A 25,258-nucleotide genomic window follows, 5' to 3' on the forward strand; every position below is an offset into this window, starting at 1 on the left:
TCTATAATCAGTATATAAAGTAAGAGAGAAGGGGAAAAAGTGAAAAAACTTCTGATCGGTCTACTTGTTTTCATCGTTGTGGTACTTGCAGGGGTGAAAATCGCAGATTACGTAGTTATGGGTGGAGAAGAATACTATGTACAAATTACGACAGATGGTACAAAAACAGTTTCAAAGTCAGACTCTGGACAAGAAACAGTCAACTATAGATATATCCTGCCTGGCTATACGAAAGAGGGTAAGGAAAAAGAACTGGACTTCAAGGGACAATTGACTCGACCGCTTCGTAAAGGAGCATATTTAAAAATCACCTGGAACAAAAATAAAGGTGTCACTTCGTATGAAGAAGTCGAAAAAAAAGACGTGCCGAAAACAGCACTGGAAAAACTAATTAAAGGGTAGGGAAAGAAATGAACAAAATAGTCGAAGTACAGAATGTAACAAAAGTATACGGAAAAAACAATGAGAAAAAGACGCAAGCATTAAGCGGCATCAGCTTCGATGTAGAAAAAGGCGAATTTATTGGGATCATGGGCGCTTCTGGTTCTGGTAAATCGACACTTTTGAATATTTTATCCACATTAGATAAACCAACAGATGGGCATATCCGAATCAATCAAAAAGATGTGACCACATTAAAAGGAAATCAACTAGCAGATTTTCGTGCGAATGAGATTGGCTTTATTTTCCAAGATTTCAATTTATTAGAAAGCTTGACAGCACAAGAAAATATCGCTGTTCCTCTTTCTTTACAAGGCGTCAGACCAAAAGAAATCAAGCAACGTGTCCAAAAAATTGCAGAACGTTTATCCATCTCTCATATTTTGGAAAGCTATCCTTCTGAGATTTCCGGTGGACAAAAACAACGGGTCGCCGCCGCACGTGCATTGATCACACAACCAACGATTCTATTAGGGGATGAGCCTACAGGTGCGCTGGATTCCAAAAGTGCCCGGGATCTTTTAGATACGATGGATGAATTGAATACAAAAGATCATGTATCGATTCTTCTTGTGACGCATGATCCGTTTTCTGCAAGTTATTGCCAACGTATTTTATTCATCAAGGATGGCGGTATCCATCAAGAAGTGAAACGTGGAGATCAAAGCCGTGATTCCTTCTATCGAGAAATACTATCTATTCTTGGAAACTTGGAACAGTAGGGGGAGATTGACTATGCTTTGGAAATTATCACTTACTGGGATCAAGAGCCGTTTAAGAGACTACTTGGTGTTATTCTCAGGATTAGTTATGGCATCTGCTATTTTTTACATGTTTGAATCAATGGCAAGCAACGAAGCTTTTTTGAAAAGTAATACGATCGTTGCGGCTACAGTTATCATTTTCCGATTCGGTTCTGTTTTACTAGGGATCATCACATTCGTTTATATTTTATATGCAAATTCCTTTTTGATGACGATGCGGCAAAAAGACTATGCAATGTTTATGATGCTAGGAGCAAAAGGCAGAAAAATCGCACAGATGATTTTTTCTGAAACATTCTTAGTAGGGATCGCAGCTACTTTAGTGGGTTCAGCTGTCGGTGTAGGATTGACAAGTATCGTCCACCGATTATTAGTGGATCAGTTAGATCTCAATATTTCGCATTTTACACCTTTTAGTATTCACGGGTTGTTGATCACTGTTTTGTTTTTTGCTGTTTTGTTTTTATTAGCTGCTGTTGTCAATGCTTTTTCGATTGTCAAAAAACCGATATTAGCATTGATTCGTGCGGATCAGACACCAACAAGAATCAAGCAGCATAAATTCTTGTTTTTCCTTGAAGTAGTACTGGGAATTGCTTTTCTAGGCTGCGGTTACTATATGATGAAACACGTGGGGACCTATCAAGTCTTTGGTATAGGAGTAGCCTTAGTTACGATCGTATTAGGAACTTATTTCATTTTCCATTCTGTGATCATTTTCTTTTTATCATTACTAAAGAAATCAGAACAGATTTCATTGAAAAAATTGAACAATTTCACATTGTCACAGTTAAACTTTCGTATTCGTGAATATACACAAATGCTCTCAATGGTCGCTATGCTGTTTGCCTTGGCACTGGGCGCTTTGACGGTAGGATTAGGTTTTAAAAATGAAATTGCAGACTTGACAGAAAACAATTCTGGATATGATCTAGTGATGAATAATCCTCGGGCAGAAGATCAGCAAAAAATCAAAGAACTTTCACCAACACTTTCTGCTTCTTATACTCAAAAAGAAGATGCGGGAACGATTTACTATAATGCAAGTGAATTTGCGGCTCAACCATTGATCATGATAAAACATGAAGATGGAACACCGCCGAAGATCACGAAAGAAAAAGTTCCTGCTGAAAAAATGAATGAACTGACTGTACAAGAGGAACTTCGAAGCTATGAATTGCCGGAACAGCAAGAAAAAGAAATCAAGGTAGTCAGTCAATCAGAATTTGATCAACTGAACTTGCCACAATCCACTTTACAGCTAGTTCAGGTAAAAGACTTCCAAGCAAACCTGAAACCAATCGAAACACTTGTTGCTCAAAATAAAATGAACAATCCATCTTTGCAAAAAGTAGAGTACAGCAACCAGAAATATGAAATGTATGAAGTGTATAATGGTCTATTCTCTGGTTTTGAATTTATGGGATTCTTCCTAGGTTTAGCTTTCTTGACCATGCTTGCTAGCTGTTTGATGTTCAAGATCTTGTCAGGAAGCAAGAGTGACATTGCTCGTTATGAAATGCTTGAAAAGATAGGAACACGACGCGGGTTGCTTAAACAATCGATCCGTAGAGAAGTAGGCGTGTTATTCTTAGCACCAGGAATCTTAGGTGTAGTCCATGTCTTATTCGGATTACAAATGTTTGGTCTATTCATGCAAAATCCATACAAAGATATTTGGGTTCCGTTTACGATCTTCTTCGTATTGTATTTCATCTACTATGTACTGACGACATGGTTATATACTGGAATCGTATTGAAAAAGAGATTGTGAAAAAGCTGTCCTGCATCAAGTAATAAGAACAGCCAAGCAAAAATAGCTCCTCATATTTTTCGTTTGGTTGGGCTTATTACCGCGGATGCAAGCTTTTGAACACCGTTTGTTCGGAAAAAGAGGTTGTGACAATATTTTTGTCACAACCTTTTTTTCACGGTCTTTTATTAGAATATAGTAAATTTTTTCTCGTTACTCACGGAATAAGCTGTTAAGAAAACGGTTTCCATGTATACTGGAATCAGTGCAAATGAAAGAAAAGAGGGTGCAAGGAACATGGAAATCAATGAACAAAATTTTGGCGAAAACTATCACTTGATTACGATCACGAATCAAAATGGGACATCTTTGTCTGTCAGTGATCTTGGGGCACGGGTTGTTCATTTTCAAACAATAATCGATAATGAAAAACGAGAGTTGATCTTAGGTTTTGATGAAGCAAAAGAATATCTAGAAAAAGACCCTTATATCGGTGCTTCAATCGGACGTATGGCTGGACGGATTACGAATGGCACATTCAAATTAGATGATGAAACGTTCGAAGTAAAAACAGACTCGGACACTGGTCATTGTTTACATGGTGGTGCACCTAGCTTTGAAGCCAAGCAGTGGCATTATACAGTCATCAATGGTGAAAACGAAGCATCGGTCATTTTCTATCAGACTAGCCCAGACATGGAAAACGGATTTCCTGGAACTTTAGATGTAGAAGTACGGTATACGCTGACGAACGATGATACATGGCGAGTGACGGTCCAAGGGATCAGTGACCGCAAAACAGTATTCAATCCTACAAATCATGTCTATTTCAATTTAACCGGTGATCCAGCACAGTCAATCGACGAACATATACTTTGGTTGAATAGCCGATTATTTGCTACGCTCAATAAAGATACAACGCCTACAGGAGAAGTAGTTTCAGTAAGTGGCACAGCATTTGACTTCCAACGTCCTAAAAAATTAGGTGAGGTCTTTGCCAGTGATTTTCGCCAATCAATGATAGTGGGCGGTATCGATCATCCATTTTTGTTGAAAAAACAATCTGGTTTACTAAATGCTGCGGAATTGACAAGCCCAGATGAAAAAGTATCGATCCAAGTAAAAACAGATGCTTCAGGAATCGTGATTTTTACAGCAAATTTTGGAGAAGATGGACCGGAAATGCGCGGGAATAAATTAGTAAATCATGGCGGTATCACATTTGAGACTCAAGAACTGCCAGGAGCGGAGCGACTTGAAAGTTTTGGAGATGTCACTCTGGAACCTAACCAAGTACGCGAGTTTGTAACGGAATACAAAATAAATATAAAGAAATAGAATAAATTAAAAAGGGAGTGTGACAGTGTCACATCCCCTTTTTAATTTATTCTATTTCTTTAAAGGCAGATCAAGCCAGAATGATTTGTCTAAACTTAACAAGGTTAGTACAGGAACAGTTGCAGCTTTAACTGTACGAGTAGTTGTTTCTGGTATCTGTCTTGCCGTAAAATTGTTCCACAAATCCCAGATTGAAGCGACACGGAAGATGGAAGAAGCGTTGTTGACGCGTTTTATCGTTGAAAATTCTAATCCTGTGATTGGCACGCCATCTGTTGTCCATTTGATTGGCACATCGAATCGCTTAGACATATTGAGGATTTCAGCGTTTGCTTCTTCAGTTGTTGCTGCTTCTTTTTTCGGTTCATCATATTTTGTCAGGTCGTACGCTTCGATGATCGCGTTCAATTTTTGTGAATATTGGCGATCTGTAGCATAACGTCCTTCCAAATATTTGGTTGCTTCTTTGTAGTCTTTTGTTTCCGACTTCCAAGTTGGTTTGTAGAAATCAGGATTGCCAGTCAGTCCATTTTTGATCAAGTCGGCATAGTCTTCCAAACTTTCCTTGTAAGAAGGATATTTACGGAATTGTGCGCGGATTTGGTAGCTTTGTCCGGAACTATCTTGTTCAAGTGTATTGAAGGTCACGCTGCTTCCTTTATATGATCCTTTGATACCAAAAAGGTTATGATTTAGTTCGCTTGATAATAAGCTGTTTCCAGATCCACTTTCAAGGATAGCTTGAGCCATCATGACTGATGCGTAGATTCCTTCTTTTTGCCCGATTTCCTGTGCATCATCTGCAATCTTTTTCAAGAACTGATCAGTTGTTTGGTTTTGACTGAAATGGAACGAGCCATCTAATCCATCTAAAATAGATGAGCCGCCTGTCAGCGAACCTGAAGTAGCAGGTAAACCTGCTAAGTTTACTCGGACAGCAAAATCAGGCGTGAAATCTGAAATAGAAGTTACTCGAACTTTATCTCCTGGTTGAGGCGCATGGATAAATTGTCCGTTCCCAATATAGATACCTACGTGGTGGGTAACACCAGAAGAAGGTCCCCAGAAGACGAGATCACCAGGTTGGGCCTGACTTACTGGAATCTGTGTACCTGCATATTGCTGTTCGCCTGTCCAGCCACCGATATAATGACCGGTTGCTTTCATATATACGTAATAAGTCAAACCAGAACAGTCAAAAGTATTTGGACCTTTTGCTCCCCATACATATGGTTTTCCAAGATGCTTGAATGCTTCTCGAACGATTGCTTGTTGGACATTCGTTGTATTTGTAGGCAATACAGCATCAATTGGTGATTTTACAACAAAATCAGAAGAAGCAGAAGATGGATTCTCTATACCGCTTTGATTTGCTGTATTTGGACGAGATGAAGCATTGTTCGTTCCGCCATTTGATGAACCATTGTTTGGATGGTTTGGTTCTCTCTGAGTATTTCCATTGTTATTCGATCCAGATGGGTTTGTTTGATTCGAAGAATTCCCGCTGTTCGAATTATTGTTATTATTGTTTGAATTATTTGAACCATTATTATTGTTGTTATTGTTGTTATTACCCACATCTGGTTTGTTTGGCGTTTCCGGATCTGGTGTACTAGGGACTTCTTCACTAGGATCAGTTGGTTTCTCTGTTGAAGTATCCGGTACAGGTTCAAATTCTGCAGTAATAGATAAATTGTTTGTACCTACTGTGAAGGTCTTTGCATCATAATTTACTTCTTTGGCACCATTAACAGCGACTGAAGCAATTTGTTCACCTTCAGCTGGCGTAATAGTGTAAGTTACCTGCGTTTCCGCTAATAAACCTTCTACCGTTCCACTTTCCGTAATATCCAAAGGTTGCTGTTCAGGGGAATCCGCTGTCGAAGCAGTCAGTTGGATCTTCCCAATCAAAGAAGGAGCAATTGTAAGGGAATATGTCTCGGCTGGCTTTTCATTTTCTGATGGATCAGCCGGATCAATTTCAGTTGGCTCGGTCGATCCTGTTGTTGAGTTAGTTGTTCCAGTTGGGTCTTCTGTAAAAGAATCCGTTGTTTCACTAGTAGCTGAGCTGGATGTAGTCGTATCTGTTGTGACTGTTTGATCAGCTGTTTGATTATCTACGGCAAATACGGTATTGGTCGACAAAACAGACGGAGCAATCAGCCAAGTAGCAGCTAGCAAACGTATCGTTTTTTTATTTTTCATAATAAACTAGTCCTTTTCCTTTCATTGATTTTCTGTCTTATTCAGCATTCATTAGACATTTTTTGGAACAGATAATCGTGTCGAAAAGCTTTTTCTTTTCATAAATCTGTCTGTGTATTCTAAATAAAACAATTTGTAAATAAGCAACGAGCATTCATTCGTTTTTCTTTGACGTTCATTTTATTGCATAGACCACCTTTGTTTGGGGATAAACAAGTGGGGATAAAAATGGTTATGCATATGTAAATTATACCAAAGTTTGGAAAGTATCACAAAAATTTATAAAAATAATGATCCTAAAAAGAAAAAGACTGAAATATGTGATAAACATCTCATACTTCAGTCTTTTTCATTAACTATTCATAAGACATTAGGTCTTCATCAAACCCGCTAACGAGAGTAGTAATCATTGCTACGACTAGACTAACAGCCAGTCCTGCTAAGTACCAGAAAAAAGTACCGGAAATGAATGCAGGCAATGTGGTCAGACTACCAAATACAAAAGCGATCGCTTTCACTTGGGCAAATCCCATTACAGCTCCACCAGCAGCTGCACCAATGCAAGCAGCAACAAATGGTTTTTTCAATGGGATCGCAATTCCGTAAACAGTTGGTTCGGTCACTCCCGCAAGTAAAATCGAAGCAAAAGCAGAACCGGAGATCGAACGAGTTTTTGAACGTTTACTTCGTAGAAATACACCTAAAGCTGCACCAGCCATTCCAAAATTGGCTGCTCCTGTCAACGGAACGATTCGGTCGAACCCATAAGCAGAGATATTACTGATCATGACAGGGTTTACAGCCCATTGGATACCAAATATTACCAAAATATTCCAACCACCAGCGATGATTGCGCCACTGATCGGTCCGTTAATATCCATCATCCAAGTAATTGCGGCAGCTAAACCTTCGCCAAGGTAAACACCCGCAGGCCCGAATACCATTAACGTCAAAGGAACCGTGATAACTAATGAAAGTAAAGGTACAAATACTAATTGCATATTTTCGCGAATATATTTTTTGAGGAATTTTTCAACAAAAGAATAAAAGAAAATACCTAAAATCGCCGGCATGACAGTAGACGTATACTGCATCAGTACTACAGGAATCCCCAGAAAATCAGTAGCTGCTTTGCCACTGTCTGAAAGTAAAGAGGTCAGATTCGGTTCAATCAGTGCTGCAGCAATGACAGCCGCAATATATCCATTCACTTTAAACGTTTTGGCAGCAGAAAAAGCAAGAAAGATTGGCAGAAAATAAAAGACGGCATTCGACGCAGCAGACAAAATATGATAAGTTCCGCTTGTTTCACTAAGCCAGCCAATCGTAGTCGCTAAAACAACCAGACCTTTTAATATACCAGAACCGGCAAACAGCGGAATGATCGGCGTAAAGATTTCCGATATCAAACCAAATAGTTTTTCGATCGGATTTAGCTTTTCTTTCGGAGCTGAATGATCGATTTGACGTGTCAATTCCTTGTAAGCAGGAGCCAATCCCTGATCCATGATTATTTCTGCATATCTATCGAGTAAAATGAAATACTTAATGGAAGGGATTTGCTGTTTTAATTTTTCTGCATTGGCTACTGGCTGTTTTTTCAATTTGATACGAAGCCGAGTCGCACATGGAAGGACAGAATCAATATTGTCTTTTCCTCCCAACTGTTCAATCAGCATATGAATCTGCTCGGACAGTACCATCTGTTCAGGATTCATTGTCGTTTCCATTAGAAGACCACTCCACTCACTAATATAATATTGGCGTAAGGTGTCATTTCGCCTGTACGAATAAATGCATGACAGTTATTCAACTCTTTTTTCATTTCTTCATGTGGGATAAAGCTAATCGGTGTATCTGGTAACAATAATTTGATTTTTTCCAATATTTCCGGGTTCATTGTCTTTATTTCTTCCGCCAATTCAATCGATTGTACCTCAAGTTCTTCTAAAACGTTTTCTAAAACAGATAAAAAGCTTGGAAGACCGTTTGAGACAGCCAAATCTATTTTTTCAGTACCAAAGGGGACAGGCATGCCTGCATCCCCGATACTTAATTTATCAAAGTGCCCCATTTGTGCGATTACTCGTGAAATATCTGAATTGATTACTTTTCCTTTTTTCATGTTTGTTTCTTCCTCTCATTGTTAATTTTAGACTGCTGATTGTTCTAAAGCTTCGCGGTAAGGGATAGAAGGTTGCGCACCATAAGACTGCACAGCAACAGAAGAGGCTAGATTTCCATAAAGGATCGCTTCTTTCAAGTTACTAAGGTCTGGCTGAAGTGTGCTGCTTAATGCGCCAATAAATGTATCACCTGCGGCTGTTGTGTCAACGGCATCCACTTTAAAAGCAGGGACGATACCGTGTTCTTTTTCTGTATGATAGAAAGCGCCGGCACTGCCTAGTGTAATGATTACTGTTCCAATACCTAATTCATGGAGTTTTTCGGCTGCTGCGACCAAACTGTTATGATCTGTCACTCTGATTCCTGTAATGATTTCTGTTTCTGTTTCATTTGGTATAATGATATCTGTCTTTTCAAGTAGTTCAGTAGGGATCGTTTCACGAGCTGGTGCAGGATTCAGGATCGTTGTTTTTCCTGCGTCTTTTGCAATAGAAAAAGCTAGGATCGTCGCATCTAAGCTACTTTCAAACTGAGCAATAATAAAGTCACTGTTTGTAATCAGTTGCTTGTTTTTTAGGACTTCTTGTTCATGGAAAGCATTATTTGCACCTGCATGGATCAAGATACTATTTTCTCCTGCTGCGTCTACCATAATCATTGCTTGTCCGGTTGTGGCGCCTTGGATTTCAGCTATCCCAGATGTATCGATGTTTTCTTTTGTCAGTAGATCTAATAACTGTTGTCCTTCGCTGTCAGCCCCAACGCCTCCAATAAAAGATGTCCGTGCGCCTGAACGTTTGGCTGCCACTGCTTGGTTGGCGCCTTTACCTCCGCCAGCGTGAAAAATCTCATGCGCATGCATCGTTTCGCCTGGCTTGGGCATGTTGGTTAAACGAAGGGTAGTGTCCATATTAATACTTCCAATTACTGTAACCGTGTTCATTTTACAAACCTCCAACTATCTCATTTATTTTGATGGGAAAATTATTTTTTAAAACGTTTTAGTAAAACGTTTTAATAGTTCGATAAAAATATAGCACACCTTGAAAGCTATTTCAAGGGTGCAGTTGAAAATCTTTTTTCTAATCGTACAGGTAATCTTTTTTCTTCCCATTCTTTTTCTGGGAATTGGATCCGATCTAACAATAATTTGGCAGATGTTTGTCCCAATTCGAAGATTGGTTGTGCGATCGTTGTCAGTTTCGGCTTGATATACTCGCACATATCTATATTATCATAGCCAATAATGCTGTAGTCTTCAGGGATGCTTTTTCCAGCTTCCTCTAATCCGCGATATAATCCAAAAGCTAATTCATCATTTAAAGCAAACACACCAGTTGCAGCAGAATCAAGAAGTTCTGCTGTGATCTGGTAGCCACCTTGTTTTGAGAACTGTGTAGGTAAGAGGATCAGTTGGTCGTGAGGGATTTGGTAAACATCAAGAGCAGATTTAAACCCCTCAATCCGAGCGTGGACATTTTCCGGTGGATTTTCAGGATAGACAAGGGCGATCGTTTGATGTCCTAGACTAAGCAAGTGCATGCCCGCTAGGTAACCACCGCGAAAATCGTCTGTTCGTACGGCATCACTAAATCCTTCAGATTTTTTCTGATCCAAAACAATGAAGGGCCGGCCTTGTTTTTTCAAATTTTCGTTGATTGCATCTGTAGAGACAGCAGAAGTCGCGATAATGAATCCATCCACACCTCGACGTGTGAGCTCGGCTAGATATTCGATTTCTTTTTGATGATCAGAATCAGCATTACATAATATCGTGACGAAATTCTGCTTATACAAGATATCCTCAATTCCTCGCATCAGTGTACTGAAGAATGGATTCGTGATATCAGGAACGAGTACACCAATTGTTTTCGTTTCCTTGGTAATCATTTGTCTAGCAAAATAGTCAGGCTGATAGCCTAATTCTTCTTTGGCAGCTAAAACTTTCTGAACAGTTTTCGGACTGAATTTCTCCGTATTTCCATTTAATATCAAGGAGACAGTTGTGATTGAAACGCCGGAAAGTTTAGCGACTTCTTTGATTGTGATCTTTTTTTTCACCATGTTCATACTCCTATCTAAATCCTGTGGTTATTTTCCCATGAAATCAAAAAGAAGTAAATGAAAATCACGTGTGCCAGTACTTATTTGCTTTGTTGGATAGCTTCGATTATTTGTTTCGTTGAGCGTACTCGTGCAGTTTTCGGAAATATCTTTTTTATGAACAATTGATGGGATTCTTTGTCACGATCACTGCAAGCATCTTCAGCAAGTACGACATGATACCCATGTTGAAAGGCATCTAATGCAGTAGCATATACACCGTTTGTTGTCGCTACACCGCTTAAAATGATAGTTTCGATTCCACGCCGGCGAAGTTGAAGATCAAGAGAAGTACCAAAAAAGGCACTTGGATTGTATTTTGTGATAGTCAACATATTGTTTGTATCTTTCAAGGAATCCTTCAACAACAAGTCAGTGAATTCTGCCGGAGCAGACAAAGCAGATATTCCTCCAGCATCTGTCTGATGACTTAGATAAGAGAAAGTAGTGATGTCTACATTCACTAAAACTTTCAAGGCAGCAGTACGTTTCAATGTTCTTACTAACAAATCATTGTTTGTCAGAATAGATGCTGCAGTGTGTGGAGAGAGTGTACCGTTATTTACGATCCCTTTTTGCATGTCGATCGCGACAAAAGCAGTTTTTGATAAATCAAAAATCATATTTTCCTTTAAATCATTCATGATGTTCCTTCTTTCAAATAACAATGTTTTTTATGTAAGTAAATCATAAATCGTTTATTTGTCAACTAAATAAAGGATTCCTTTCTTTAGTCTAGGGAAATTCAGTGGTAAAATAAATAAGTGTGAGAAAACGCATTCGATGCATAGATATAGCGAGAAATATCGTGAAAATGGAGGAATCAGAGTGAAGTATGTCGAAGTAAAAAATGAATACAAACGATACAAAATGGGAGAAACGACCATTACAGCAAATGACGATATTTCTTTTTCAATTGAAAAAGGCGAATTAGTGATTATACTTGGTCCAAGTGGAGCAGGAAAGTCAACGATTCTTAATATTTTAGGTGGGATGGATACACCTGATGAAGGTCAGATCATTATTGATGACACAGATATTGCGCAATTTTCAGATAAACAGCTTACTGCTTACCGACGAACAGATGTAGGGTTCGTTTTCCAATTCTACAATCTCGTTCCTAATCTAACAGCAAAAGAAAATGTGGAATTGGCAACGGAAGTTTCTCCTGATGCGCTTGATCCTGTAGAGGTATTGAGGCAAGTGGGCCTAGCTCATCGATTGAATAACTTTCCGTCCCAATTATCAGGAGGCGAACAGCAGAGGGTTTCAATTGCTCGTGCACTAGCTAAAAATCCCAAACTTCTTTTATGTGATGAACCGACAGGCGCGCTGGATTTTGAAACGGGCAAGCAAGTATTGAAATTATTGCAAAACGCTAGCAGACAACACGGCAATACCGTTTTGATCATTACACATAATTCTGCTTTAGCGCCCATCGCTGATAGAGTCATTCACATTAATGATGCTAAAGTAAGGTCTGTTGAATTAAATGATCATCCTTCATCCATTGATGAGATTGTATGGTAGGGGGATTTTATGAAAACAAGAACATATCTTAAAGCAGGTTTTCGCGAAATTCGGCAATCTAAAGGACGATTCATTGCAATCATCCTTATTGTCATGCTAGGAACACTTTTATTTGTAGGTGTCAAAACTGCTGGACCTGTCATGCAAAAAACGATGGATCACTATGTTGGTACAGCAGGACTTTCTGATTTGCAAATCGTTTCTACTGGTGGCTTGACACAAAAAGATATTGCTCAAGCAGAAAAGATCCCAGATGCAAAAGTAGAAACAGGAAAACAGATCTATTATTCCAATACTGGCAAAAACGAAGTGATTCAAATATTTTCTTATAACAAAAATAACAAGCAGAACAAGCTACAATTAACTGATGGAAAACTCCCGAAAAAACCAAACCAGCTTGTATTGGATGAAAAAGCGGAAGATGAAGGGTATAAAATCGGTGATATTTATCAGATTGATTCAGATGAATTGAAAGAAAAAGAGTATACCATCACGGGCTTTGTCCGTTCTCCATTGTTCATCAACAATTTGGAGAGAGGATACGCGAACGTCGGAAATGGTAGCGTCGATTATTTTGTCTATTTACCTGAATCCGTTTTTAAAACAGATATTTATTCTGTCTTATATCTTGATTTTACAAACGTAAAGAATTTGAATACGTACAGCAAAGCTTACAAAGATAAAATGGAGCAAAATCAAGAAAAGATAGAAAAGTATTTACAAGATCGCCCTGAAGAACGCTTAGAAGAGCTGAAAAAATCGGCCAACGAAGAATTAGAACCGGCACAGCAAAAAATAGCTGATGGCAAAGCACAAACAACGCAAGCAAGAACACGGTTAGAAGATGCTAAAAAACAGTTAGCGCAACAGTCAGCAGCTATCCAGCAGCTTCCTGAAGCGCAACGAACAATCGCTGTTCAAACATTATCTCAACAAGAAGCTCAACTTGCTGAACAAGAAAGGCAATTAGTTGAGAAAGAACGTGAACTGGCCTCTGCAGAGGAAGAATTGAATCGAAATGCAGAAAAAATTGAAAATTTAACTAAACCATCATACCTATACAATGAACGTTCAGAAAATGTCGGTTTTCAAGAATTTGGTGATCTGTCTGATCGTATCGCTGCGATTGCCAATGTTTTTCCTGTTTTCTTTTTCTTTATTGCCGCATTGATCACCTTTACGACAATGACACGTATGGTAGAAGAAAATCGCAGGGAAATCGGGACATTAAAGGCGTTAGGTTATACGAAAGTTGAAATCGCAAAAAAATATGCAATCTATGCAAGTCTAGCCTCAGGGATAGGCATTGTTTTAGGAACGATATTAGGAACGAATCTTTTGCCAAGGATCATTTTTGAGCTGTCTAACGAGCGGTATGATATTGGGAGTGCGCTTATTTTTTATGACTGGTCGCCGATTTTACAAGCAGCTGCCGCATTCTTCATTGCCGCATTTGGCGCTGCAATGATCGTTTTATTCAAAGATTTAAGAGAACGGCCTGCTGCATTGCTTCAACCGAAAGCACCGAAGCCAGGGAAACGCATTTTTCTTGAATACATCACTCCGCTGTGGTCACGCCTTAGCTTTAATCAAAAAATCAGTTACCGAAATCTCTTCCGATATAAGTCAAGAATGCTTATGGCGATTATCGGAATTGCTGGATGTGCCGGGCTGATGGTTGCAGGCGTGGGATTGAAAGATTCTCTAAGTTCTGTCTCAGCCAAACAATTTGGACCGATCATTGACTATCAAGCAATCGTTACATTGGATTCATCCACGGAAGATAGTCGTCAAAAAGCAGCGGATATGCTGCAGAAGCAAGAAAAAGTAAATGAGATCCTAGCTATTCATACTCAAACCGTAGAATTGAGAAAAAAAGGACATGCTTCGCAAAGTCTGACAGTGATCGTACCAAGTAAAACAGCTGATTTGGATCGTTTTATCCATTTAACTGATCTTGAAGAGAACCCACGCTCCTTGCCTAAAACAGGAATCGCTATTACGCAAAAAGCAGCAGAACTATTTGACTTATCTACAGGAGATCATATTTCGCTTTATGATGAAGATCAAAAAGAATGGAAAGTCGAAGTAAAAGAAATCGTGAAAAACTATCTAGGTAGCTTTATTTATATGTCCCCTGAATATTATGCTTCAGTTACTGATCAATCGATGATGGATAATGCATTTTTGCTGCGTACAGATAAGATGACAACAAAAGAAGAAGAAATGCTTTCCGAGAAACTGCTTGCCACAGACGCTGTGACAAATACGTCTTTCATGTCCAAACAAATCGAAACGCAAGAAGAATCAATGGCGAACTTAGACTCGGTTGTCTTAATCTTTGTCGTATTATCAGGACTGCTGGCTTTTATCGTCTTGTATAATCTAACTAATATCAATATTTCCGAGCGTGTACGCGAATTATCTACAATAAAAGTCCTTGGATTTTTTGATAAAGAAGTCACGATGTACATTGTTCGAGAAAATATCATCTTTACTCTTTTAGGAATCATCGGAGGATTTGGTGTAGGATATATATTGACTGACTTCATCTTGCAACAAGCGTCTATGGAGAATGTCATCTTTCCATTAGTGATCACATGGTGGGCTTATGTCTTATCAGCAGGATTAACTATCGTATTTACGGTTATTGTGATGATTGTTACCCATTTCAAATTAAAGCATATCGATATGATTGATGCGTTGAAATCGAATGAATAAAAACAGAGGTTGTGAAATCAGCGGTTTGACCTGAGTATTAGAGAAACAAACGGCAAAATAGTTTCTCATATTTTGCCGTTTTTTGAGCTAATACCGAAGGACAGCTGCTAATTGAACACCATGAATCAGAGGTTGTAAAAAAGCCGTCCTGCATCGAGCAAAAAGAATACTCAAATAAAATTAGCTCCTCATGTTTTACATTTGAGAAGACTGATTGCCGTAGATAAAAGCTTTTGAACACCATTTATAGAAGAAACAAGAATATTTTGCTATTTTAAACAAGAGGATAGACAAATACATGTCTGATCTCTTGTTTTTTATTGGGCAACAGACCTCTTAGAATGTATAAAGATAAATTTTACAAACGCTTTCGGTTCAGTTATAATAATAAATGATAACTTGTATATATAAGTTGCGGTAGGTAATAAATCAGTTGAATGGAGGTAAATATCCATGACATTTAAAGACAAAGTCATTTACCAAATCTATCCCAAATCTTACAAAGACAGTAATGGTGATGGAATTGGAGATTTAAAAGGAATCAAAGAAAAACTCCCGTATCTGAATGATCTAGGCATCGACATGATTTGGCTAAACCCTATTTATCCAAGCCCTCAAAAAGACAACGGTTATGATATCTCTGATTACACAGCCATCGATCCTATCTTTGGTACGATGGAGGAATTCGAACAGCTAATAGCCGAAGCAAAGAAATACCGGATAGAAATCATGCTCGATATGGTGCTGAATCACGTTTCGACAGAACATGAATGGTTCAAAAAAGCACTAGCAGGGGACCAGCATTATCAGGACTTCTTCATTTTAAGAGAAGAGCCAACGGATTGGGTATCAAAATTTGGTGGAAGTGCTTGGTCGCCATTTGGAGATACGGGGAAATATTATTTGCACTTATATGATCGGACACAAGCTGACTTGAACTGGCGGAACCAAGCAGTAAGAGAGGAACTATTCAAAGTTGTTCGTTTTTGGATGGAAAAAGGGGTAAAAGGATTCCGTTTCGATGTTATCAATGTTATCGGTAAAGACGAACAATTGAAAAATAATAAAGAAAATGATGGCAAACCTGAATATACGGACAAACCAATCACCCATACGTATCTAAAAGAATTGAACCAAGCAACGTTTGGGACGGATTCCACTATCATCACAGTCGGTGAAATGAGCTCTACGACGATCGAAAATTGTATCTTGTATACAGAACCTAGTAGAGAAGAATTATCAATGGTCTTTAATTTCCATCATTTGAAAGTCGATTATGAAAATGGGAATAAATGGTCTACTCCTCCATTTGATTTTGCAGAATTAAAGCGACTATTTCATACATGGGGAGAAAAGATGAGTGAGGGTAACGGCTGGAATGCTCTATTTTTTAATAATCATGATCAGCCACGTGCGCTCAATCGATTTGTAGCTATCGATCAGTATCGAAAACAAGGAGCAGAGATGCTAGCAACCATGATCCATTTGAACCGTGGGACGCCCTATATTTATATGGGAGAAGAAATCGGCATGATCGACCCAGACTATTCATCGATTTCCGACTATATTGACGTAGAAAGTTTGAATGCTTATAAGTTACTCCTTGAACAAGGATTCACAGAAAAAGAAGCGTTTCGTCGGATCAAAGCAAAATCTCGCGATAACTCTCGAACACCCATGCAATGGTCAGACACAGAACAAGCAGGATTTACTACAGGGAAACCTTGGTTAAAAGTTGGAGGCAAGCTAGAAGAGATTAATGTAGAAAAAGAACTATCTTCTGAAGATTCTATTTTGTCCTATTACAAGAAATTGATTCGGCTGAGAAAAACATATCCAATCGTTGCACAAGGAGATTATCATGCTTATGAAGCAAATCATCCGGAAGTTTATGGCTTTCTTCGCCAATTTGAAGGACAGCAGCTGCTTGTATTAACAAATTTCTATGATAAAGATACAAGGATCACCATCCCAGAAGGATTCACAGAAGCCAATATTCTTATCGATAATTATTCCGATACTGTTCTTCATCAAAGTCTGGAGCTAAAACCATACCAGGCAATTGCTTTGCTGAAAAATTAAAACAAAAACACAAAACGTCGTTCCTACGAGCTATTCTCGTAAGATCGACGTTTTGTGTTTTATTTAAAATAATCTTCTTCAGAAAATGAAGAGTTTTCATACTCTCCTTTATCGCCATAAAATTTATTGTAGCGTTGTTTGAATTTACGGAAAATAAAAGTAACGAGTAATTTGACTAACGTATAGATAGGAATACCAAAAATAACGCCCACAATTCCCATTAGATCACCCATGACAAGTAAAACGATTAAGATCGTAATCGGATGGATCTGTAAACGATCACCCATTACTCGAGGAATCACCAAGTCACCGTGGAGAAGTTGTACGGCAAACCAGACAATGACAAATTTGACAGCCATAAAAGTAGAGTCTTGGAATGCAATGATCAAACCTGGAAAGAAGGCGATAAACGGCCCAATATATGGAATGATACATAACAACCCAGCAGAAATAGCTAAAACACTAGCAAATTCTAATCCGATCAGTAAGAAACAAACCCAGTAGACTGCTCCAAGGATAAATGAAGCAATGATTTGCCCCTTTAGAAATGAACCCAATTGTTGATTAGCAATCTTTGTCAAATTTTTAAAATCTGTACGAAATGCTGGTGGGACAATCGCTAAAACTGACTGATAAAATTTTTGAGGATCTCTCAAAAGGAAAAAAGCGACAATTGGACCAGTAAATAAAGTAATAAAAATAGCTGTAACAGTTGAAAAAATGTTGCTGATCCGTTGTGCGCCACTTTCCCAATAATTTCCAATAAATCCAGCTATATCAGACGTCACGTCGTCAATAGAAGCGAAAAATTGATTAAATGAATCGGCAAAAGGTGTTTTCTCTAAAAATTGTCGGAGACTCTCTTGAAAATCTTGAAACAAATCTGGCAAACTACTGATCAATGTCTTTGCCTGTTCTTCAAGAAAAGGAACAAGCCATACGCTTCCAAGCCCCAATAAAAATAAAATAATCACATAAACGATAATGACTGACAAGTTCCTCGAAAGGTGCTTGCTCAAACGTTTGATGACTGGTTCCAAAAGATAATACAAGATCAGTGCAAACAATAATGGGGGCAAGATAGTAGCGATAATGATTCCGACAGGCTTGAATATAAACGAGATCTGATGGAAAAAATAAATGATCAGCGCAAGTAAGATAACTATTCCTAAAACATAGTAAGAGGTTTTTCCTCCTAAAAAGCGGATCAAACGATTCGTTGTATCTGTTTCTTTTTTCACTCTTTTTCCTCCTTTATCTATAACTTCATTATAGACAAAAGCGGGTATAAAAGGAAAATGATAGAGGTTGATTGCAAAAATATCGTCAATCATTCATATAAACTTTCTCATCAATTAAAATAAGAAAACGCTTGACAGTTCTTTTAACCATATGATAAATTAAATCCTGTTGCTAAAACGTAACTATTACGGTTTGTAAAAGGCGAATCGGAACATTCAAATGAAAGAAGATGAGAAGAGGAGTGTCATAAATGAAACGATTGATAGGTATATTGGCCATGCTGGTTTTAGCAGGTATGTTAACTGCTTGCGGCGGGGCAAGTGGGAAAGCCGAGGACAGTAAAGAAAAATTGAGCGTGATGACGACCTTTTATCCTATGTATGATTTTACAAAAGCAATCGTCGGGGATGAAGGAGAAGTAGAGTTATTGATTCCAGCAGGGACTGATTCCCACGATTATGAACCTTCTGCTAAAGACATGGCAAAGATCCAAGATACAGATATCTTTGTTTATAATGATGAAAACATGGAAACATGGGTCCCCGCAATCCAAAAAACATTACAAGAAGGCAATGTCCATACGATAAAAGCGACAGAAGGTATGCTTTTACTTCCGGGAAGTGAAGAAGGACATGATCATGACCATGAACACGGGGAAGAAGGCCATACACATGAGCTAGACCCACATGTATGGCTAGCTCCAAGTTTAGCAATCAAGCAGGTAGCAAACATACGTGATCAGCTGATTGAAGCTTACCCAGAAAAACAGGAAGTATGGACAAAAAATGCAGCAGCCTATACCGAGAAACTTCAAGCACTCCATCAGCTTTATCAAGAAACCTTTAAGCAAGCAAAACAAAGATCTTTTGTCACGCAACATGCTGCATTCAACTATCTGGCATTAGAATATGGATTGAATCAAGTATCGATTGCTGGTCTTTCTTCTAGTGAAGAACCGTCTGCGGCGAGAATTGCTGAACTGAAACACTTTGTTAAAGAACATGGAATCAACTATATTTATTTTGAAGAAAACGCCAAAGATAGTATTGCCAGAACGTTAGCAAACGAAGCAGGTGTATCTTTAGAAGTATTGAATCCTTTGGAAGGATTGACGAATGAACAAATAGAAAATGGAGAAAACTATCTTTCTATCATGGAATCAAACCTCGAAGCGTTGAAAAAAACGACAGAGACAGAAAACCCGTTAGAAGATACTTTGACCCCCAAAAAAGAAAAGAGCGTCTATAACGGTTATTTCGAAGACGAGGATGTACAAGATCGCTCTCTTTCAGATTGGGCAGGAACTTGGCAGACAGTAGATACGTATGTAGAAGATGGGACTTTTGATCCTGTTTTTGAATATAAAGAAAAATTGAATCAGGATAAGACAGCACAAGAATATAAAGAATATTATACGAAGGGCTATCAAACAGATATTGCTTCAATCAAGATCAGTGAGAAAGAGATGGCATTTACGTTTAAGGATGGAACAACGAAACGTTCAAATTATCGTTATGTAGGGAAAGAAATCTTGTCCTACGAGGCAGGCAACCGTGGCGTAAGGTATCTATTCGAAGCAGAAGATAAGGAAAGTGGCGCTTTTAGATATATTCAATTCAGTGATCACACGATTGCACCGGCTGACTCCGAACATTTTCATTTATATGCAGGAAATGAAAGTCAAGAAGCATTGCTGAAAGAAATGGAGAATTGGCCAACATTTTATCCAGATACAATGGATGGACGTGAAATTGCACAGGAAATGCTTTTGCACTGATAGGCAAAAAAGAACCGAAGGGTTTGGATCGGCTGGTCATTTAGTCGGTCCAAACTATTCGGTTCTTTTTATGAAATCAATTTCTTTAATCCACGGATAGAGGCTGGGATAGTCTCGCCGTTTGCCAACGTGACTTCTCTGGTTTTTTTATTAATCGACCGCACATTTTGTGTATTGATAACATAGGATTTATGACAACGGATAAAATTCCGATGCATTTTCTCGATTTCTTTGATCTTCTCATAGAATTGTAATTGGGCATGAGTCAAATGGACTTCCAGTTTATGTGGTGCTCCTAGCGAAGTAGAAAAATATTGGATGTCTTTGATCGGTAAAAATTTGATCTCATCATTAAACTCTATTTTGAAGATATCTTTTTGGATCTGGGACATTTGAAAATCTTCGAAAATTTTGCTCAGGATATGCTCGACATTTTCTTTTAAATCATAAAGATCCTCTTTGACGATATAATCAGTCGGTTCAATGTTGCTTTTTAAGATTTTCATCGACATTTCCGTATGGGAAGTCACATAGATTATTTTTCCTAAAGGATCTAATTCACGGATCAATTTACCGATCGCTACACCATCCATTTCACTGTCTTCTAGTTCGATATCTAAAAAGTAAATACCAAAAGAAGAAGTTCTGATCTTGGCTGCATTGAGAAGTTCTTCCGGATCAGAGGTAGAAATATGGACATAACTGTCTAAGTTTTCAATCATGATTCTATTTTTGATCACCGTTGATAAAACTTCTAATTGTTTTGGATCGTCTTCACAAATATAAATGGGAATCATATCATTACTCCTTTATTTTATTTGTATATAAATCGTTTGAGAAAAACGCTGGTTTTCAATTGATGTTTCAAGGAAAAGATAAGGATTGGTCTTTGTCAATTCATCCAAGATAAACAAGCCAAGGCCTTCGTTTTTTGGATTTGTTTTTGTTGAGAACCCTTTTTGTTTCAACTGGTTTAACGGCAATGTATTTGTTGTTGTATTGATCACACGAATCATCACGGAATGATTCTTCTTGAGTATGGTCAATTCGATTTTTTTCTTCTTTGCAGCACTAGCTCCTTCAATCGCATTGTCCAAGATAATACCAAGCATACGTACAAGGTTTACCGTATGTTTCGTATCCAGTTCGATTGGCTCAGGAAAATGAAGCTGGACGACCAACCCTTTTTCCTGTGCCATCATGAGTTTTAATGACAGTAAACTACGGATCTCAGGAACTTTCATATTATCCAACATACTTAGATTGGCCGGAAAAAGGTTCATCATCTGGCGTGTAGGTAATATCGTTTGATCATAATAAGACCGTAATCCTTCTAAGTCGCCTTCTGAAATATAGCTGTGAAGAGAAAAAAGCAGATTTTGGTAATCATGTTTGAATTCTCTCAAGTCTTGATAGTTTTTTTCTAGATCTTTGATATAATCCTGTTGCATCCTGACTTGTTGCTCTAATAACTGATCAGCTAATTTCTTATTAGAGATTTTCCAATAATAAACCAAGATGATCAGGCCAACACACAGATATAGAATGAAAAAACTCGTATTCAAAGCTAAGACATCAGGTGTTTCACCAGAAAAACGGGTATAAAAAATAATGATATAGTATGTAAATAATATCAATGTCCCGATCGTACCGATCATACGGCGGTCCACAGTGTGAAACCAAGTCTCTAACGATTTTTTAAAACAAAAAGCTAATAAAGCAGATAAAAAAGCGGATAAGGCAATGTGAAAATACTGCAATGAATCTCCTGGTTCAATAACCGAAGATTTCAAAACAAAAAAATCGCCGATGCTTGTTAAGTGATCTCCTAAAAGCGACGTCAATAACCCAAAAGGAAGCGCGTAAACCAATTGTTGACGCGAAGTCGAAAAGAAGAAAAAAGTAAGCATCAGCATTCCTATAGCAATTAGAGCAGTAAAAATCCCTAAAATCGAATAGACCCATCCAATCAAAATACAAGAAATCAGAATGACTCCCGCAAACAGATATTTGTATCGGATGTGATGGTCAATCAATAAGATACAAATTGTGTAAATCAAATATTGCAACGCTATGGACCATAAAAACATAAAGTACAGCTCCCATTGATTTTTACCAAATTATAGCACAATTAGCGTATTATTTTTTTAATTTTTCAGGGATTTTGAATTCAGAACTCATACCAAAGCAGCAGCCAGATACAAAAAAGTCAGATAAGTTAGTTAATTGTTTAATGATTGTTTTTTTCATGAAAGATTCCTCCAAAATTCATCAAGTAGTTTGTAATAGGAAGCAACGTAGCTATTTCTAAAACAATCCCAAGTAGCAAATAGGTAGAAAAGTAAGAAGCTGAGAAAAATAAAGTAATGAGAGAAAAAATTAGAAACATGCTGATCGCCTTCTTTAATAATGGGGGACGTTTCTCGGGTTCAATGGGATTGATTGCTGTACCTCTTGATCCATAGCGAAGCAGTAACAAAAAGCAGCTGATTAACAAAAAGACCATCATTGGGAAGGAGATAGTCAATTGCAGATGTTTCATCACCAAGGGAACGCCCCATAAATAAAGTAGTGTCCACAGCAGACAAACGAATTCAGAGTCGGAATGCAATCCATAAGCATATCTGCGGATGCATATATAAGAAAGAAAGGTGATTCCTGTTTCCGCCCATGAGCCTGTCACCAGAGAAAAGACTAGAACGACCGCTAGTTTTCCAAGATTATTCAATAAAACTTCTAAGGCAAATTTTACTTGGACATACACCATATCTTCTTCCGATTTGTCTCCGCTGAATAAGGCTTCTAATAATTTGTTCACAACTTTATCTTTCATCTCATACGTACCTCCACCACAAATTTTATGCTAAAAAAAATAAAAAACGTCTTTTGTTTCATAAAAAGTGGTTTTGACATCAAAACCGTCATGATTTCCTAAAAAAATCTTCGTTTTCCAAGAACCTTACCAAAAAAAGTGACAGTTTTGATACGAAAAGTACTTTTTATGACAAGTTTGTGCTTTTTCGAGTGATTTATGTTAAAAAAATTACTGACCTTATAAAAGGTGATGGAGGGATTCTTATGGAAAATGAACAATTGTTTGAAGTCGGCGAAACATATGCATTTAAATCTGATTTATTTGAATCACCAATAAAAGGAAAAATAGAAAAAATCTATGAAAATAGTGTGATGATACGTGTCATGAAATGCGCAGTAGAAGACAATGATACCGCTCATAATCTGCACTGGCAGTTAGTTGTACGCAAATCAAGTACAATAGAAGAATAAAAACAGATAAAATGTTGAGAGCATAAAGAGGTTGTGAGTCTCCGTTTAGCTCTGAGTTACAAGGAATAATGTTAAAAAACAGCTTTTCATGTTTTATGAATATTGCCACTTGTGACCGAGGTGTTGGCAGGAGAATACTGTTTATTTGAAAAAAGGGCTGCGACAAGACTTTTGTCACAGCCTTTATTTTCATGAATAGGAGTTACTTTTGGCTACTTTTAGAGAAGTAGCTTTTAAGGAGCAGATAAAGTCAAGGCTTTTATTTCTATAAATGAAGTAGTAAAATGAAGAACAGATTTTATTACAGGAAGGATGCCGATAATTGTGATCATTGTTGCAGGAACGATCGGTGCAGGGAAAAGCACACTGACTGAAATGCTTGCCCAAGATTTAGAAACAAAACCTTTTTATGAGAACGTGGAAGATAATGAAGTATTGCCGCTATTTTATTCTAATCCAGAAAAGTATACTTTTTTATTACAGATTTTCTTTTTGAACAAACGCTTTTTGGCAATCAAAGATGCTTTCAGCCATGATGACAATGTACTAGACCGCTCCATCTACGAAGATAGTATGCTGTTTCATTTGAATGCAGATTTAGGGCGTGTTTCTGAAGTAGAAGTAAAGCAGTATGAAGGTCTTTTAGAAACGATGCTGAAGGAGTTAGAAGAAATTTCGCCACAAAAGAAACCAGATCTACTGGTTTATATTCGTGTATCCTTTGAAACTATGTTAGCGAGAATCAAAAAAAGAGGCCGGGAATATGAACAGCTAGAACAAGATCCTGAACTCTATTCCTACTATAAAGAACTCAATCGACGATACGAAGAGTGGTATGAACAGTTTGATATATGTCCCAAAATAGTGATTGATGGGGACAAATATGATTTCGTAGCCGATCCGGCATGTGGAGAACAAATCGTACAAGAAATCAAGATGCGGGCAAAGAAAATGACAGAAGAGGCAGATGCCCAGTCGATCCGCTACACTACAAATAACCCGAAAGCAAAGGGTATCTTTACAACTAAATAATATAAAAACTAAGCAAATTGCTCACTCGCAGATATTTCTCTGTGAGCAGCATCTTGCTTAGTTTTTTTGATTCATTGAGATCAAATAGTGAACCGATTCGTATGATAAAATTGCCATAAATGAAATGTCTGAGTGAGGGCCATGATCAAAAATAAAATGGAAACGATCAAAATCGAATGGGCGCCAAACAGATGATGACAGAAAACAAGGACAATAGCTCCTGCGATAAAGGCAAGAACGACACTTAGATAGTGGAAAAATCGATCAAAATCTGCTTTTTCTTTAGAAATACAATAATCATATAAGTTCGTTGCTACCCCTTTTAAATTTCCAGTTGTAAATAAATTAGTGTAGGCACGCCCGTTGATTTTATCAAAAGCTACCCACTGGATCGATGCAGTAAAAGCAATCAAAATCGTTACTAATGCGGGATGCTCATGGACGGGTGTCAAACTAACAAAGAAAAAAATCACTGCTTCATAATATAGAACAAACAAGCGCCAGAAATGTTTTTCTTTTTTTCTAAAATAATCAATTAGATACTTTGTTAGAAGAATCCCTAAGAAAAAGAAAAGGGTAGACAATACTTTTTTACCAACACTTAGCCATTCTCCGTCAAATGCTTGAATGATCGATAGAATGATATTGCCAGTTTGAGCAGAGGCAAAAGCACCATATTGGATATAAGTATAACTGTCCATGGCTCCTCCGATAAATGTCAGCAAAAGTCCTATTGTACGCCCCTCGTGAAAGGAAGTCTGCATTTTTTTCATCACCTTTTATGAATATTTTTGTCTTCCTTATCTTAGCATAAACGATTGAAAAAAAGGAAAAATTTTCAGAAAACCAAAATCATAT

The 25,258-nt window shown here is 37.8% G+C and carries 21 protein-coding genes; 10 read left to right on the plus strand and 11 right to left on the minus strand.

Translation table 11 applies throughout. The features are described 5' to 3' along the window. The first annotated feature begins 39 nt into the window (after positions 1–39). The 4 genes from IGL70_RS01950 (at position 40) to IGL70_RS01965 (ending at position 4,296) form a co-directional block, all read left to right on the plus strand. On the plus strand, positions 40–402 hold the full coding sequence (locus IGL70_RS01950) for a YxeA family protein (RefSeq protein ID WP_002286306.1): 363 nt from the start codon (positions 40–42) through the stop codon (positions 400–402). Positions 403–410: 8 nt separating this feature from the next. After that, the gene (locus tag IGL70_RS01955; protein WP_002286304.1) at positions 411–1,163 is read left to right on the plus strand and encodes an ABC transporter ATP-binding protein; all 753 of its coding nucleotides are present in this window, start codon (positions 411–413) and stop codon (positions 1,161–1,163) included. Between the two features lie 13 nt (positions 1,164–1,176). After that, complete coding sequence (locus IGL70_RS01960) at positions 1,177–2,979, plus strand: FtsX-like permease family protein (protein WP_002298705.1); 1,803 nt, start codon at positions 1,177–1,179, stop codon at positions 2,977–2,979. 276 nt (positions 2,980–3,255) lie between these two features. Continuing rightward, on the plus strand, positions 3,256–4,296 hold the full coding sequence (locus IGL70_RS01965; protein WP_104873865.1) for an aldose epimerase family protein: 1,041 nt from the start codon (positions 3,256–3,258) through the stop codon (positions 4,294–4,296). 51 nt (positions 4,297–4,347) lie between these two features. Here IGL70_RS01965 and IGL70_RS01970 read toward each other — a convergent pair whose 3' ends face one another. From IGL70_RS01970 to IGL70_RS01995, 6 genes are all read right to left on the minus strand, one after another. Then, entirely contained in the window at positions 4,348–6,501 is a 2,154-nt protein-coding gene (locus tag IGL70_RS01970; RefSeq protein ID WP_104874029.1) for a glucosaminidase domain-containing protein, read from the minus strand. A 356-nt stretch (positions 6,502–6,857) separates the two neighbouring features. Continuing rightward, positions 6,858–8,231, minus strand: a complete 1,374-nt coding sequence (locus IGL70_RS01975; protein ID WP_002286296.1) for a PTS transporter subunit EIIC — start codon at positions 8,229–8,231, stop codon at positions 6,858–6,860. After that, positions 8,231–8,626 carry a D-ribose pyranase gene (gene rbsD / locus IGL70_RS01980; RefSeq protein ID WP_002286295.1) on the minus strand — a complete coding sequence of 132 codons (396 nt, stop codon included), beginning with the start codon at positions 8,624–8,626 and terminating at the stop codon, positions 8,231–8,233. Before rbsD ends, IGL70_RS01975 begins: the two co-directional genes overlap by 1 nt. A gap of 27 nt (positions 8,627–8,653) precedes the next feature. Beyond that, on the minus strand, positions 8,654–9,571 hold the full coding sequence (gene rbsK / locus IGL70_RS01985) for a ribokinase (protein ID WP_002286294.1): 918 nt from the start codon (positions 9,569–9,571) through the stop codon (positions 8,654–8,656). A 107-nt stretch (positions 9,572–9,678) separates the two neighbouring features. Then, positions 9,679–10,692: a ribose utilization transcriptional repressor RbsR gene (gene rbsR / locus IGL70_RS01990; RefSeq protein ID WP_002286293.1), complete on the minus strand. Its 1,014-nt coding sequence runs from the start codon at positions 10,690–10,692 to the stop codon at positions 9,679–9,681. 80 nt (positions 10,693–10,772) lie between these two features. Beyond that, positions 10,773–11,375, minus strand: a complete 603-nt coding sequence (locus tag IGL70_RS01995) for a cysteine hydrolase (RefSeq protein ID WP_002307934.1) — start codon at positions 11,373–11,375, stop codon at positions 10,773–10,775. 184 nt (positions 11,376–11,559) lie between these two features. Between IGL70_RS01995 and IGL70_RS02000 the strand changes: the two genes are divergently transcribed. The 3 genes from IGL70_RS02000 (at position 11,560) to treC (ending at position 17,064) form a co-directional block, all read left to right on the plus strand. Continuing rightward, positions 11,560–12,261, plus strand: coding sequence for an ABC transporter ATP-binding protein (locus tag IGL70_RS02000; RefSeq protein ID WP_002296067.1), 702 nt, complete (start codon positions 11,560–11,562; stop codon positions 12,259–12,261). 9 nt (positions 12,262–12,270) lie between these two features. Further along, positions 12,271–14,982 (plus strand): FtsX-like permease family protein, encoded by a 2,712-nt coding sequence (locus tag IGL70_RS02005; RefSeq protein ID WP_104874030.1) that lies wholly within the window; start codon positions 12,271–12,273, stop codon positions 14,980–14,982. A gap of 453 nt (positions 14,983–15,435) precedes the next feature. After that, positions 15,436–17,064 carry an alpha,alpha-phosphotrehalase gene (gene treC, locus IGL70_RS02010; protein WP_002349850.1) on the plus strand — a complete coding sequence of 543 codons (1,629 nt, stop codon included), beginning with the start codon at positions 15,436–15,438 and terminating at the stop codon, positions 17,062–17,064. 59 nt (positions 17,065–17,123) lie between these two features. Here treC and IGL70_RS02015 read toward each other — a convergent pair whose 3' ends face one another. After that, positions 17,124–18,398 (minus strand): AI-2E family transporter, encoded by a 1,275-nt coding sequence (locus IGL70_RS02015; protein WP_002298490.1) that lies wholly within the window; start codon positions 18,396–18,398, stop codon positions 17,124–17,126. A gap of 158 nt (positions 18,399–18,556) precedes the next feature. Between IGL70_RS02015 and IGL70_RS02020 the strand changes: the two genes are divergently transcribed. Beyond that, on the plus strand, positions 18,557–20,083 hold the full coding sequence (locus IGL70_RS02020) for a zinc ABC transporter substrate-binding protein AdcA (RefSeq protein ID WP_002327458.1): 1,527 nt from the start codon (positions 18,557–18,559) through the stop codon (positions 20,081–20,083). Positions 20,084–20,151: 68 nt separating this feature from the next. On the opposite strand, the gene IGL70_RS02025 is transcribed toward IGL70_RS02020, so the two are convergent. The 3 genes from IGL70_RS02025 to IGL70_RS02035 all read right to left on the minus strand — a co-directional run bounded on the left by IGL70_RS02025 (position 20,152) and on the right by IGL70_RS02035 (position 22,916). Beyond that, the gene (locus IGL70_RS02025) at positions 20,152–20,880 is read right to left on the minus strand and encodes a LytR/AlgR family response regulator transcription factor (RefSeq protein ID WP_002286278.1); all 729 of its coding nucleotides are present in this window, start codon (positions 20,878–20,880) and stop codon (positions 20,152–20,154) included. 12 nt (positions 20,881–20,892) lie between these two features. Further along, positions 20,893–22,173, minus strand: a complete 1,281-nt coding sequence (locus tag IGL70_RS02030) for a sensor histidine kinase (protein ID WP_002325307.1) — start codon at positions 22,171–22,173, stop codon at positions 20,893–20,895. Positions 22,174–22,313: 140 nt separating this feature from the next. Continuing rightward, entirely contained in the window at positions 22,314–22,916 is a 603-nt protein-coding gene (locus IGL70_RS02035) for an accessory gene regulator B family protein (protein WP_002296063.1), read from the minus strand. Positions 22,917–23,161: 245 nt separating this feature from the next. Between IGL70_RS02035 and IGL70_RS02040 the strand changes: the two genes are divergently transcribed. Both IGL70_RS02040 and IGL70_RS02045 read left to right on the plus strand, forming a co-directional pair. Next, positions 23,162–23,368: a hypothetical protein gene (locus IGL70_RS02040; protein ID WP_002286271.1), complete on the plus strand. Its 207-nt coding sequence runs from the start codon at positions 23,162–23,164 to the stop codon at positions 23,366–23,368. Positions 23,369–23,680: 312 nt separating this feature from the next. Next, a complete protein-coding gene (locus tag IGL70_RS02045) occupies positions 23,681–24,400 on the plus strand; it encodes a deoxynucleoside kinase (RefSeq protein ID WP_002321450.1) in 720 nt (239 codons plus the stop codon). Between the two features lie 80 nt (positions 24,401–24,480). On the opposite strand, the gene IGL70_RS02050 is transcribed toward IGL70_RS02045, so the two are convergent. Further along, complete coding sequence (locus tag IGL70_RS02050) at positions 24,481–25,164, minus strand: YoaK family protein (RefSeq protein ID WP_002286265.1); 684 nt, start codon at positions 25,162–25,164, stop codon at positions 24,481–24,483. Positions 25,165–25,258 lie beyond the last annotated feature (94 nt).

Source organism: Enterococcus sp. DIV0901a, from assembly GCF_051711525.1.
Classification (GTDB): domain Bacteria; phylum Bacillota; class Bacilli; order Lactobacillales; family Enterococcaceae; genus Enterococcus_B; species Enterococcus_B faecium.